Raw genomic sequence first — 13,809 nt, forward strand, 5'->3', positions numbered from 1 at the left:
CCGCTCGCTTAGTTGTTGCTATGGCGAGAAACACCGCGACGCTTGGCCACGAAGAACGCAGCACCAGCCGCAGCAACAGTAGCAAGCAAGCCAATCACAGACACGTTGCTACCAGTCTTACTCAGCTTAGAAACACCACTCTTCAACACCTGAGCGCGCACAGAAGCACGCACCTGAGCCGCATGAGCCTTAGCAGACGCCAAAGCCTTACGAGCAGCAGAAAGCTTCTGAGCCGCAGCATCAACCTGAGCCTGAGTTGCGTTAGGATCAGCAGCAACCTTCTTAGCTTCAGCCAAAGCAGTATCCAAAGCCGCCTGAGCCTTAGAAACTTGAGCATCAGCCTGCTTCACAGCCGGATTGCTCTCAACCGCAGCGTTCACAGCAGCAGAATTTGCGCCATTAGCATTATTGGCGTTGGAAGCATTACCAGAGTTTGCACCAGCACCAGCGTTTGTGTTACCAGCATTGCCAGCTCCAGCATTACCAGGCTGAGAATCAGCTTCAGCACTATCAATCTGAACGTTCAACTCGCCCTTATCCACAGTAGTAGGCGCGTTATCATTCACACCAAAACCAGAATCCTCATGACCACCAGGAACAGGAGTTGGAAGCGGGCTTGGAGTTGGCTTCAAATCATTCTCAGCCTTCTTCAAATCCTCAGTAGCCTGATTCACCTGATCTTGAGTTGCATTTGGATCATTATTAACTTCGTTAGCATGATCCAAAGCGTGATCATAAGCCTGCTTCTTATCCGAAGGAGCATTATTGTACTCATCCGAATTATGAACATCGCTACCATCGTTAATGCCCTGCTGCAAGTGAGACTTATCAACAGAAGGCGTTGGAGTTGGGGTTGGAGTTGGCTCGACTGGTTTCTTGCCTTTAAGAGCCTCTTCAGCTTCTTGCAACTTCTTCAAAGCAGCATCCAAAGCCCTCTGCTTATTCTCCTTGGTGTCAAGATGATCGTCTGTGCCAGCCTGCTTCTTACCGGTCAGCTTATCGATAAGATCCTTAGCCTCTTGAAGAGCCTGATCAAACGCATCCTTCTTTTCCTTAGTAGAATACGTATACCTATCTAAGGTATTAACAGTGCTATCCTTACCAATCTCATCTTGCAAAGGCTTGGTGTTGACACCATCGAGCTCTTCGCGCGCTTTTTGAAGATTTTTAAGCGCTTCATCCACTGCTTTTTGAGCTGCAGCTTCCTGCTCAGGAGTACGAGGAGTAGCGTTCGGATCCTGTTGGTTTGCATTATCATCTTTAGCAGTCTTCAATGCGTTTTCAGCATCAGTAAGCGCCTGATCAAACGCCTGCTTCTTCTCTTGAGAAGATGTGTTGTAGATAGGATCACCCGGTGTTGCCGGCTTAGTTGGATCCTGAGGATCGGCCTGCGTTGGCTTAAGCTTAGAATCCTTATCTACTTCAGCCTGAAGTGCATCAGTAATAACGCCAGCACCCTTAGCTTTGTCGTCAATGGCCTGCATTGCCTTAAGAAGATCCTTGTACAGCTCATTAACCTGATCTGCCGTCTTGGCATCGCCAGTTTCCTTAGCAAGCACGGCACCAGCGGCTGTGGAGGCGGTATTAAACGCCTTCTTCTTGTCATCGCTGTCTTGCAATGACTTGTACTTTTCGCCATTAGCGAACGTATCAGCGATCTCTTTCAGCTTCTCAAGGCGCTCCATAGCATGATCGGTTGCAATAGCATCAGCAAGCGCATTGTCGATGTCGTCCTTGCCGGTATCCTTGCCATCGTCATCCTTGATGTTGTGCGCATCAGTTGAGTTGATGATGTCTTCATACGCTTTCTTCTGCGCATTGTTCAAATGCTCGAGCTTGTCAATCGCTGCAAGCGCATCCTTGATCTTCTGGTTCTTCTTAGCACGATTTACAATTGCTTCAGGATCGCCAGTGTGAGTAGACTGATCAATCTGCTTCTTGTAATCATTCTTCTCTTCTTCGGTCAATCCAGGGATCTTATCAATCTCTCCCTTAGCTTTTTCCTTCTCTTTTTTGAAGGTGTCAGCATCAGGATCGTTGGTGTTACCCTTCTTGTTTTCCTTCTGAGCATTGTTAACTGCATCATTGACCTTGCTATTAGCAGTATTGAACTTAGTTTCAACATCGCTAAGCTGAGTCAACATTCCAGAAGGCGTAGTAGCGCTAGCTACCTGAGTCTTTGCAGTGCCGATAGCAGTTTTTGCATCGTTAATAGCGTTAGTAGCAGCATTCTTATCTGCATCTTTGATTGTTGTATTATCGGTAAGAACCTTTTCAGCAGCTGTAAGCTTATTCTCAAACTCAGCAATCTTGGCGTTAGCAGCCTGCCTTGCAGCTTGCTCGTTAATGCCGTTTTGGCGCGTTGCAGCATCGAGAGCAGCGCGGATTGTGGCGGTTTGAGCGCTGGAAATGTCCTTAATGGCATTTTCCAAATCGGTAAGCGTGTTATCCTTCTTAGCTGGATCAGCGCCGATTAACTCCTTAAGAGCCTTATCATCATCGCTGTTAGCATTGCCGTGGCTTAAGAATGGAAGTGCACCTTCCTTCAAAGCACCTCGAGCGTCGTTAATCGCCTTGGCCTTTTCGAGAATCTTCTTAACTTCCTCAGGAGTTTGAGCATTATCAATTTCATCTGACAGCTTCTTCTTATCGCCAGACTCACCATCAGTCAGATTAGTCAGGCCATTGATAGTTTCCTTGGCTTTGGTTTTATCTTCAGCAAGTTTATTTTGCTGTTCTTTTTCGCGCTTCTCTTTCTCGCGCTTTTCCTTTTCCTTCTTTTCCTTTTCCTTTAAATCATTAGCATTAACATTGTTGTCATTGCCTTGCTTATTAGCTTCCTTGAGGATATTCTGGATTTTCTCCTTGGTATCAGCCTGGTCAATCTTATTCTTGTATTCTTCCTTCTGCTTATCAGTAAGCTTTGGATTACGATCAATAATCTCCTTCGCCTGCTTCCTGAGCTTCTCAAGGTCTTCAGCGGATGGAGTTGGGTTTTGTTCCTTAGACTTTGGAGTATACAAATCAGCTTTCTTAATACGAATCAGTTCTTCCGCATTAGTACTGGTAGAGCCTGCTTTCCAGCCACGAACAACCAAATCTCCAGTCTGTGAATCAACAATTACGCTGGTCACACTACCTGTTTGCTTATCCCCAGTGTAAATATTCAAGCCAGATGTTCCACTTGCAACAGGAGTTAAGCTATACGTATTCGCATTGTTGCCAGAAAGAACAATAGTCTTATTGTTGTAGGCACCCTCAAGCTTAGACCAGTTTGTATTGTCAGTCGTATAGTTCTTCTTCAAGAACTGCTCTACAACAATCTTCTTGTAATCAGCATCGTTTGGCTCACCATCATGATCCAACTTCAACTTCTCAAAGTTGTACTTATACTCAACTGGCTTTGGCTTCTGATAATCAGCAATCTTCTTGATAAGATCACGAAGAGCTTTCTCATCATTCATGCTATTAATTTTCTCGTCAGTAGCTCCGAGAGTATTTATAGCATCTTCTGTTAACTCTCCAGCATTCTTTCGCTGGTCGCGAATCTGCTTAGCAAGCTTTCTCAAATTTTCGATGGTGTTATCTTTATTGTTATTCTTCTTGATGTAAATATCTTCGCTATCAATAAATAACTGTTTGGTCATACTATGATCAGTATCATCATTATCCTCTACAGGTGTAATATCATAATTAATTGTTATGTCTCCTCCCGAATGAGAAACCATTACATCTACAATATGACCATTCCCAATACCATAAGGAGCCATTGATGGATCTTTTGCAGTTAAATTAGAACCCTCAATTGTGATAGTACTACTACTACCGTCGTCCTTTATTACAGGAACTGTACCGTTGTAATTCAACTCAACGAACTTCTTAAGAGCCGCTTGCTTCTCTGCTAACGTTGGAGAATCACCAGCAATGTTGACATGAGGAATTTTATATTTATATCCATCCTTATTATCTTCATCTTTTTGCGTCGTAGGATTCTGAGGACCAGCTCCAGTTACCTTCTTCTTATAGAAGATTCCGATTGGATAAACCTTGTCCGCATATCCATCAGCCGTGAAGGTCACGGTACCATTTGCGATATTAATCGTTGCAGATTTTATTGTCACAGACTTACTAGGATCGTTCGCATCTTTTGCAGTGCGACGCATTAACTGACTCTGAAGTGAACGAATTACTTCTTGACTAACAGTAGCAGTCTTATCAAATGGATCAAATATTACCTGACCAGGAGTAGGAGGCAAATCAACAGTAAACGTCTTTTTTTCTTCAGCAGGCTTTGGAGTTGGCGGCTTTGGAGATGGAGCTTGCTCAGGCTTCTTAGTTAAGAACTGCCATGAAGGAATTGTGCTAGTAGAGCCATCAGCCCAGGTAATAATAGCGTTCTTGAAGTCTTTATCAAAGCTTACAGGAGTTTGATTATTCTTCTTCGCTGCAGTATAGACATCCAAGTCGGCGTTTGCTGTATCGAAAGCGTCAGTTACTTGCTTTTTCTCCAGGTCAGTCAAGCTTGCAGGATTTACAACCTCAATTGGATCAGGCACAACATACGGCGCCCAATCGGAGATTTTTGGTCCTTGATATACCAAAGAAGAATAAGGAACTGTGATTGTAGATCCATCAGTATAAGTAATAGTAAGCGTTTGTTTATCGTTATCAAACTTATAAACATCCGAATCCTTATCAGAAACCTTGGTCAAAAAGTCTTTGCCTGCATTTTCTTTCTTAAACGCAGCAATAATCGCCTTCTGATCAGCTTCGCTCAAACTCTTCGGATTCACAACGCCAATCGGAGCAGGGTATACAGGTGGGAACTTAACGTTGTCTTTTTTCTCTTCAACTACAAGCAACTTTCCAGGCATTTTAATTGTTGTCTTGTCATGGAAAGTAAGAGTTGCAGTACCGTCATTAGCGACTTCAATCTTATCAAGAAGCTCATTGAAATGCTTAACGTCTTTATTAGCAGTCTTAATAGCATTCTCAACTGAGGTCTTTTCAGTATCAATAAGAGCATCAGCTTTAGCAACAGGCGTCAAAGCTGGATACTGAACCTTCAAGCTGTCTGCAATCTTTGGAGCATGATGAGTCTGGCCAGTAGCAATATGCCAGTTACCAGCAAAACGGTAAACGCCAGCAGCAAAACGCAAAGGATGCTCATTGCGCTCTTTCCATGCTTTGTCGGTAAGTTCTGCAACGTAGGTCATTTGATAAAAACGCTTACCGGCAGATTCCCAATCAACGAACATGCCCTGCATGCCCTTTGTGGCATCGTAATAATCGCCCCAATTGCCAGCAGTATTACCAGTTTTATCGTATCCATTGTTCTGTTTACCATCAATACCCAAAAGCGTTTTTAAGCCATTCATAGAAGTAAGCTTGCTTGGATCGGTAATATAGAAGTTAGAAATACCCTTCCAATCCTTTGAATTAGCATAATGTTTAGTAACATTTTCATCTTCTCGGTGAAGACCAGGACGAGAAGGAACAGGATTGCCGTCACCTGTGTATTTTTCAAAACGGCTGTAATTAATATCGTGTACGTCTGTTAAACCTGCTGGAACACCGTACCACCACATTGGACGGAATGCCCATTTATCAAAAGAATTGTCACTAGAATTAAGATTTGCAGTGTACTTTACATGTACAAACTTGCCGAGAGGATCTTGGTTAGCAATAGTGTCTTCTTCGGCATCTTTCATATTGCTATAGTAATGAACCTCGATCTTAATGCGATCTTTACTATAATCTGCGTCGGACTTGTAGCCGTAGTAAATATTGTTGCCGTCAGGGCTCACATAACCATCAGCATACGCAGGCGCAGGAGAAACGAATACCCCCCCCCAAGCACCATAGCGCCGGCAAGCATAGCTGCGCACACACTCTTAGAAAGTGGCGCATAAGACGTACTCTTAGTAGACTTAAGTAAATCAGCGAAACTATTTGCGTTAATATTATTCTTCTTCATCATTTCTTTTACTCCGTTTATTCGACCGAGAGATTTTGCGTATTAAATCAAACTCGGCAAATTAGCGTTTTTCTTATCAATTAGTAATATCATACTGCTAAATCACCGTGCCAACGTTTTAATATGCGTTCAGCACAGCAAATTTTAGCAATCTGAAACCAGCACAAGGGGTATTTTACTCAAAAATTCATACATTTCAAGCATTTTTATATGTGATTTTTGCTACTTTTAGAGCAAAACTAATATTGCGTTATTTGTGCGAAAATTAGTTTACGCTTACTTAAGATACGGCTTTAACTCGTTAATAAGCAAACCGTTAGAAGCAACTACGTCATTTTCGCGTCGCCAATGAATAGAGTTTCCATCCCATTGGCAAACCTGACCCTGCGCTTCTAGCACAACCACAGCTCCAGCAGAAACGGCCGGAATATCCCACTGATGCAAGTGCGGCTCAAAGTAAGCGTCGTACGTGCCGTCCGCCACCTTGCACAAGTCAAGAGAAGCCGGACCAATGCGCTTAATATCCGCAGGGCAGCCGGTTTCAACAGAAGCAACTACGTCAAGCGCGCGCTTAGACTCTTGCGGAATATAAGACATTCCGTAGCAAACAACTGATCCGCGCAAAGTTGAAGTTGTAGAAGGCGTAATCTTTTCGCGCTTTTCTCCTTGCGGAGTTCTACGAATGCGAATTGCACCCTGATCTTTTGCAGCCAAATAAGTCAATCCCAATGCAGGAGCGTGAACAACGCCAAGCACCGGGCGAGCTGAACCTTCATCGTTAAATTCAAAAAGCGAAACCGTAAGAGTCCACTCTGCCATGTCTCGGTTGAAATTAATAGCGCCGTCAACGTTTCCAACGCACCAAAAACGGTCGCCCGGATTGCAATGCTCCGGCCTAGTGTGCCAAAAACCTTGGAAAGGATTCACGTACGTTAAACGGTTTTGAATAAAGCGCACGAGCTTATCGCCAAAACCAGACTCCGACTGCATAGGATCTCCCAACGCAAGCGACGTCATATCTTGAGGACTTAATTGATCCTGATAAGCGTGTTTACCAACGTCTTCCAAAATGCGCGCAACTTCAAGCGCAACTTCTCGTAAATTCAACTTACACTCCCTACCCTTCGTGCGCGAATTTCAATGTAAATTCCTGAATCTTCTGCGTTCACGCACACTTTTCTCTCAAAAACTAACTGTTATTTTACTCATCAATAGAAAGATTTACCAACACATTTATGCTCTGTGGATAAAAGCTACAGAACTTTCACAAAAATAATCATTAATCATTAATCTTTAATCATTGCTTCATCATTTTACATTGCTTATGTACATTCATCAACTTTTCGCTCTATAAATGCATTAATTCGCATTCAAAAAACGCAATACAGCGCTTAAATCGCGAGTAAGAATATGGTAAGGAGTAGCCGCTTGAACCGCTGGTTTTGCGCAAAAAGCCACGCCTAATCCAGCAAATTTAATCATTGAAATATCGTTCGCTCCATCCCCCACGACAACAGTTTGCTCGCGCTCAACACCAAGATCACTTGCCCAAGCTCGAAGCGCTTCCACTTTTGCGCTAGCATTAACAATATTTCCTAGCACGTTGCCAGTAAGCTTGCCGTCAATAGACTCCAAATGGTGAGCCACCCAAAAATCAATATTCAAACTCGGCAGCAATTCGTCCAAAATTTCGTGAAAACCGCCAGAAACTGCGCCAACTTTCCAACCGTGCGCGTGAAGCTCGTCAATTAAAACATTCGCGCCTTTAGTTACGTGAATTTTAGGAATAATATGCTTCTTGCACTCGTCAATATTTAAATTCCGAAGCATCTTCACGCGCAAACGCAAGGAGTCGTCGAAAGTGATTTCGCCACGCATTGCGCGCGCTGTAATCAAAGACATCTCATCGCCGCATCCAGATTCTGCACCGAGTAAATCGATAACTTCTTCCTCAATAAGCGTTGCATCAACATCCATAACCAAAAGCCCGGGCTTGGCTAAAGTTGGCGCAAAAGAAGAAAAGTCCATGCTCATAATTTTATGCGCAATAATTATGCGCAGTAGGCTTCGGCAGAAAGCCTTGCTCCGCGCGCCCAATCTGCCGCTTTCATAGCTTTCTTACCTTGCGCTTTTACTTCCAAAAGCTCAAGCGCGCCACTTAAAGTACCAACCCAAACTTGCTTTTTGCCGGCAAGCAATTTTCCAGGATTAAGCTTCATTAATTCTCCAGAATGCGGATTGTTAGCGTCTGCAGGCTTTGCGCGCAAAACATGCAAAGTAATCGGCTCTGCGCTATTCTCGTCGTCCGCATGAAGCTCGCACCACGCGCCCGGATTTGGCGTGCAAGCGCGAATTTGACGGTCAACCGCAAAAGCTGGCGCATGAAAATCAATATGAGCATCTTCAACCGTGATTTTTTGCGCAACTTCTTGAGGAGACTGATCCTGCTCAACCGGCACAATTTCGCCAGTTTCCATGCCGCGAAGAGATGCTGCAAGAAGAGGAGCGCCGTCGATTGCAAGCCTAGAAAGAAGATCGCCGGAATTTTCGTGAGGCTCAATTTTCGTAGTAAACTGCGCCAAAATAGGGCCGCAATCCATGCCGCGCGTAATGCGAAAAACCGTAGCGCCCGTAATATCATCCCCAGCCCAAATTGCGCGCTGAACAGGAGCTGCACCTCTCCACTGCGGAAGAAGCGAAAAATGAAGATTGTACCAGCCGAGCGGCAACGCGTCTAAAACGCTCTGTCGCAAAATCTTGCCGTATGCCACAACCGCTGCAGCTTTAGCCCCAGTTTCGTAAAGCTTATTAAGGAAGTTAGCTTCGTCTTTGCTAGGGTCAATTTCGATTACTGTAAGGCCTAGATCAAGAGCAGCTTGTTTTACCGGGCTTGGAACGAGCTTTCGGCCGCGACCGGTTGGAGCGTCCGGGCGCGTAATAACAGCGCAAACGTCAAAATGCTCACTATCTTTGGCTAGCTCACGAAGAGACGGAACAGCAACTTCCGGAGTGCCTGCAAACAAAATTGGTAATGCCATATTTCCTCTACTATTTTAAATCAAAGCAGTAAATTAAAGACGTAAAATCAGCCAGCAAAAGCTTCCTTTAATTTACTAAAGAAGCCTTTTCGCTCACCCGACTGCTCATCAAGCGAATTTTGCTTAACATGCTTTACGTCACCGTCATGCAAATTAGCAAACTTACTAATAAGCGAACGCTCTTCTGCACTAAGTTTCGTTGGAATCTGAACCAAAACATGAACAATAATATTGCCGCGATCTTTAGAACGAAGCTTCGTAACTCCAAGATTTTCAAGAGTTACAGTGTCGTCGCTCTGGCATCCAGCAGGAATTTCAAGCTTTTGAGGGCCGTCAAAAGTTTCGATTTCAACATCGTGACCAAGCACAGCCCAGCTCATAGGAACAGTAATCCAGCAATGCAAATCGTCGCCGTTTCGCGTAAACTGCTTGTCGGCGCGAATGTGAATATCAACATACAAGTCACCAGCAGGGCCGCCGCACTCGCCAACACTACCCTGAGAAGCAAGACGCAAACGGCTTCCATCTCGAATACCTGCAGGAACGTTCACACCAACTTCGCGAAGCGCGCGCACTCGTCCGCGACCACGGCAGTTTTGGCACGGATTTTTAATAATCGTTCCGTGACCTTCGCACTTGTCGCAAGGCATTGAAGAAACCATTTGGCCGAGCATTGTGCGCACAACCTTCTGGCAGAAGCCAGAACCGTGGCATTGATCACACTGTTCAGGAGCAGCATTGTCGGCAGAACCAGAACCGCTGCAATCTTGGCACACTCCAAAAGCGGTTATGCGAACGCTCACATTTCCGCCAAAAATAGCCGTTTTCAAATCAATCTTAGCTTCAGCTAAAGAGTCCTCACCAGGCTGAACCCTAGAAATTGGGCCTTGAGAAGTTCCAAAAGAGCCACCGAAGAACTGGCTAAAAATATCACCCATGCCCATGTCTGCAAAACCAGCACCTGAAGCTCCGGCACTTCCAGCAGAAGGATCGTTAGGATCGACTCCCATATCTACCATTCGACGCTTTTCTGGATTAGAAAGCACGTCGTAAGCTGCGTTTACTTCCTTAAACTTTTCTTCAAACTCAGCGCCTGCAATATCCGGATGATACTTGCGGCTCATCTTACGGTAGGCTTTGCGAATTTCGTCGTCGCTAGCGTTATGATCAACACCTAAAATCTTGTAGTAATCAGTCAATTAATTCCCCTTTTACCTTTTCATAAATCATTTTTACATAAGGCACAGCCAGCTATAAGCCAGCTAATTTTAAGAATTTTCGGATATAAACGAATTAAGATAGCGCGCAACAGCCTTAACAGCTGTCATAGTTGCAGCATAATCCATGTGAGTAGGGCCGATTGAGCCAATAAACGCGGAATCAGAATCAGCATTGTAGCCGTAAGCGCTTGTTACAACAGAAGCATTAAGCAAGCCCGGAGTGTGCGTTTCTGAGCCGATTGCAACACTAACGCCGCTTTCGCAATCACTTGCTTCCTCGCTTAGCGAAGTCATAAGTCGCATAATAACGGCCTGTTCCTCAAGAGCGTCAAAAAGGGAAGCAAAATCGCCAATACTTTGCCTATGCGCAAGTTGGGAAGCTCCAGCCATATACAAGTCGTGAGTATGCTCGCCGTCATGCATGTCTTCTAAAGCATTAGCAAGTTGACTAATAATTTGCAACGCTGACGCTAAATCCTTGCGATTTGCAAGCAAATAAACGCGCTTAGAAGCATCTAAAAGAGAGGCTCCAACGCAATTCTCATTAACCATATTAACTAAATGCAATAAGTCGTCTGGATTTATGTTAGAGGCTTGAATCATGTGCTGGGCTACGCCTCCAGCGTCTGTAATCACAACAACCAGAAGCATAGAAGATGATACTTGAACAATCTCAATTCTTTTTACTTTTGACTTAGACAATGCTGGAGATGCGACGAGCGCGACTTGACCGGTAATACTTGCAAGAAGACGTGCAGAACGTTGCAAAGTATCTTGCAAACTAACAGATCCGCTTAAAAAGTTGCGTATAGCACGACGTTGAGGCTCAGAAAGCGGAATAACTGCAGCCAAGCCGTCAACAAAATAGCGATACCCCTTTTGGGTAGGAATGCGTCCGGCAGAAGTGTGCGGCTGAACAAGGTAGCCTTCTTCTTCCAAGGCAGACATATCGTTACGAATAGTCGCAGAACTTACCCCAAGCTGATGATGCTTTGCAAGAGCCGCAGAACCAACAGGCTCTTGAGAACGAATATAATCCTCCACAACTGCGCGCAAAATCATCATGCGTCGTGACTGCATTACCGCTCCTTATAAATAACAAATACGTCTAAATACTATATTTCTAATATTTCTAATATTCTTAGTATTTCTAATATTCTTATAATAGTCTATTTCTTAGCACTCAACAGAACATAAAAGCAAACTATTAGCAGAACTCAAAAGCGAACTATTAGCAGAACTCAAAAGCAAACTCGCAACAGAACATAAAAGCAAACTTTTGACACACTTTGTAACATATTCGTCGCGCGCGAAAGATAGGATTGAAGGGCAATGAGAGGGTAAAAAGCCAGCGTAAGCTGTGCCTAAAAACCCGGATTATTGGAAGGAAAGTAGATCACATGACCGATTTCAACTGGTCTGCATTAGACGAGCGCGCCGTAAAGATGGCGAAGGTTCTCTCGGCTGATGCTGTTGAGCGAGCAGGACACGGACATCCTGGCTCCCCTGTTTCATTGGCACCAATTGCGTACACCCTGTACCAGCATTTCATTAAGCACGATCCTGCTGACCCAAAGTGGGCTGGCCGCGATCGTTTTATTCTTTCTGGCGGTCACGCTTCGCTTACGCAATACGTGCAGTTGTTCTTCTCTGGTTACGGCTTGACTCTTGACGATCTCAAGTATTTCCGTGGCGGCGCTGACACGCGTACTCCAGGCCACCCAGAGTATGGCTTAACCCCAGGCATCGAAATGACCACCGGCCCACTCGGCCAGGGTCTTGCCTCTGCTGTTGGCTTTGCTTACGGCCAGCGTTTTGAGCGCGGTCTTCTTGACCCAGAAGCTCCAGCCGGCACTTCCCCATTCGATCATAAGGTTTGGGTTATCTGCGGCGAAGGCGACGTTGAGGAAGGCGTTTCTTCTGAAGCTGCTTCCTTGGCTGGAAACCAGAAGCTCGGCAATTTGACCGTAATCTTCGATGCAAACCACATTCAGATTGAAGGCGATACTAAGCTCACCTTCTCTGAAGATATTCTTGCTCGTTACCGTGCATACGGTTGGTACACCGATGAAGTTAGCTTCGTTCAGCCAGACGGCTCCTACAAGGAAGACGTTCAGGCTTTGGCTGCAGCTATTGAAAAGGCTCAGGAAGTTACCGACAAGCCTCACTTCATTAAGGTTAATACTTTGATTGCTTGGCCAACCCCAGGCAAGACCGACAACGAAGCTTCCCACGGCTCCAAGCTTGGCGAAGAAGCTGTTAAGGGCTTGAAGGAACTTTGCGGTTTCGACCCAGAAGTTTCGTTCCCAATCGACGAAGAAGCTTTGGCTCACGCTCGCAAGGTTGCAGAGCGCGGCTTGGCTGCTCACAAGGCTTGGGATGAAGCTCTTGCAAAGTGGGCTGCTCAAAACCCAGATAAGGCTGCTCTTTACGAGCGTCTTAAGGCCGGCAAGCTTCCTGAAGGCTTCGACAATGCTATTGACGACTTGGTTGCTGGCTTCGAAGTTGGCTCTAAGGTTGCTACCCGTAAGGCTTCCGGCGCAGTTCTTAACGCAATTGCTGCCGTTATGCCAGAACTTTGGGGCGGCTCCGCTGATTTGGGCGGCTCCAACAACACCAATATTAAGGGCGCTGACTCCTTCGGTCCATCCGAAGACGCAACCCGCACTTGGCCAAACGTTTCCGAGCACGGCCGCCAGCTTCACTTCGGTGTGCGCGAGTTCGCAATGGGTGCTATTACCAACGGTATTTTGCTTGGTTCTGACACTCGCCCATTCAACGGCACCTTCTTCCAGTTCTCTGATTACGAGCGCCCAGCAGTTCGCTTGGCTGCTTTGATGGAGATTCCAAACCTCTACGTTTGGACCCACGATTCCGTAGCTTTGGGCGAAGACGGTCCAACTCACCAGCCAATCGAACACTTGGCTGCATTCCGCGCTATTCCTCAGCTCGAGGTTGTGCGCCCAGCAGACGAGTACGAAACTGCTGAAGCTTACCGCTACTTCTTCGAGAAGAAGAACAGCTACCCAACTGCCATGATTTTGACTCGCCAGGGCGTTCCAACCCTCGCTGAGACTGCTGAAAAGGCTCGCGAAGGCGTGAAGCACGGCGCTTACGTTTTGGTTGATTGCGAAGGCACTCCAGACGTAATCATCATGGCAACCGGTTCCGAAGTTCAGTGGGCTGTTGCCGGCGCCAAGACCTTGGCTGCTGAAGGCATTAAGGCTCGCGTTCTTTCCATGCCATCTCTCGAGTGGTTCGAAGAGCAGGACGAAGAGTACAAGGAAGCAACCTTGCCAAAGTCCGTCAAGGCTCGCGTTTCCATCGAAGCTGGCTTGGCATTGCCTTGGTACAAGTATCTTGGCGATTGCGGCAAGGCTGTTTCTATCGAACAGTACGGCTTGCAGGGTGACGGCGGTCAGAACATGATCGACTTGGGCATTACTGCTGAGCACGTAGTAGAAGCTGCTAAGGCTTCTATCGAAGAAGCTCGCGCTTAAGATAACTTGGCAAAAAGCAAGTAAGCAAAATAAAGCTTGATGTATCAAAATAAAATTGGTATGTCACAAAACTA

The 13,809-nt window shown here is 45.6% G+C and carries 8 protein-coding genes; 1 reads left to right on the forward strand and 7 read right to left on the reverse strand.

The window, feature by feature from the left end; all coding sequences use genetic code 11:
* Positions 1-8: 8 nt before the first annotated feature.
* From ACJV7B_RS04580 to hrcA, 7 genes are all read right to left on the reverse strand, one after another.
* The gene (locus ACJV7B_RS04580) at positions 9-5,807 is read right to left on the reverse strand and encodes a MiiA motif-containing surface protein (RefSeq protein ID WP_419389069.1); all 5,799 of its coding nucleotides are present in this window, start codon (positions 5,805-5,807) and stop codon (positions 9-11) included.
* A complete protein-coding gene (locus tag ACJV7B_RS04585; protein WP_419389070.1) occupies positions 5,804-5,980 on the reverse strand; it encodes a hypothetical protein in 177 nt (58 codons plus the stop codon). The genes ACJV7B_RS04580 and ACJV7B_RS04585 overlap by 4 nt, the downstream gene beginning before the upstream one ends.
* 273 nt (positions 5,981-6,253) lie before the next feature.
* The gene (locus ACJV7B_RS04590; protein ID WP_419389071.1) at positions 6,254-7,084 is read right to left on the reverse strand and encodes an inositol monophosphatase family protein; all 831 of its coding nucleotides are present in this window, start codon (positions 7,082-7,084) and stop codon (positions 6,254-6,256) included.
* 252 nt (positions 7,085-7,336) lie between these two features.
* On the reverse strand, positions 7,337-8,011 hold the full coding sequence (gene serB, locus ACJV7B_RS04595; RefSeq protein WP_419389072.1) for a phosphoserine phosphatase SerB: 675 nt from the start codon (positions 8,009-8,011) through the stop codon (positions 7,337-7,339).
* A 17-nt stretch (positions 8,012-8,028) separates the two neighbouring features.
* Positions 8,029-9,015: a methionyl-tRNA formyltransferase gene (fmt, locus tag ACJV7B_RS04600; RefSeq protein WP_419389073.1), complete on the reverse strand. Its 987-nt coding sequence runs from the start codon at positions 9,013-9,015 to the stop codon at positions 8,029-8,031.
* A 47-nt stretch (positions 9,016-9,062) separates the two neighbouring features.
* Entirely contained in the window at positions 9,063-10,214 is a 1,152-nt protein-coding gene (gene dnaJ, locus ACJV7B_RS04605) for a molecular chaperone DnaJ (RefSeq protein ID WP_419389074.1), read from the reverse strand.
* Between the two features lie 69 nt (positions 10,215-10,283).
* Positions 10,284-11,300 carry a heat-inducible transcriptional repressor HrcA gene (hrcA, locus tag ACJV7B_RS04610; RefSeq protein WP_004137402.1) on the reverse strand — a complete coding sequence of 339 codons (1,017 nt, stop codon included), beginning with the start codon at positions 11,298-11,300 and terminating at the stop codon, positions 10,284-10,286.
* Between the two features lie 335 nt (positions 11,301-11,635).
* Here hrcA and tkt point away from each other — a divergent pair, with 335 nt between their 5' ends.
* Positions 11,636-13,735 carry a transketolase gene (gene tkt / locus ACJV7B_RS04615; protein WP_419389075.1) on the forward strand — a complete coding sequence of 700 codons (2,100 nt, stop codon included), beginning with the start codon at positions 11,636-11,638 and terminating at the stop codon, positions 13,733-13,735.
* The last annotated feature ends 74 nt before the right edge of the window (positions 13,736-13,809 follow it).

The sequence above is a fragment of the Gardnerella bretellae genome (genome assembly GCF_048545135.1).
In the GTDB taxonomy this organism is placed as follows: Bacteria; Actinomycetota; Actinomycetes; order Actinomycetales; family Bifidobacteriaceae; genus Bifidobacterium; species Bifidobacterium greenwoodii.

What these genes read in the sequence shown, in the direction of transcription:
- ACJV7B_RS04585 (WP_419389070.1), bottom strand. Translation starts at nt 5,980, where the DNA reads ATGATGAAGAAGAATAATATTAACGCAAATAGTTTCGCTGATTTACTT.
- serB (WP_419389072.1), bottom strand. Translation starts at nt 8,011, where the DNA reads ATGAGCATGGACTTTTCTTCTTTTGCGCCAACTTTAGCCAAGCCCGGG.
- fmt (WP_419389073.1), bottom strand. Translation starts at nt 9,015, where the DNA reads ATGGCATTACCAATTTTGTTTGCAGGCACTCCGGAAGTTGCTGTTCCG.
- hrcA (WP_004137402.1), bottom strand. Translation starts at nt 11,300, where the DNA reads ATGATGATTTTGCGCGCAGTTGTGGAGGATTATATTCGTTCTCAAGAG.
- tkt (WP_419389075.1), top strand. Translation starts at nt 11,636, where the DNA reads ATGACCGATTTCAACTGGTCTGCATTAGACGAGCGCGCCGTAAAGATG.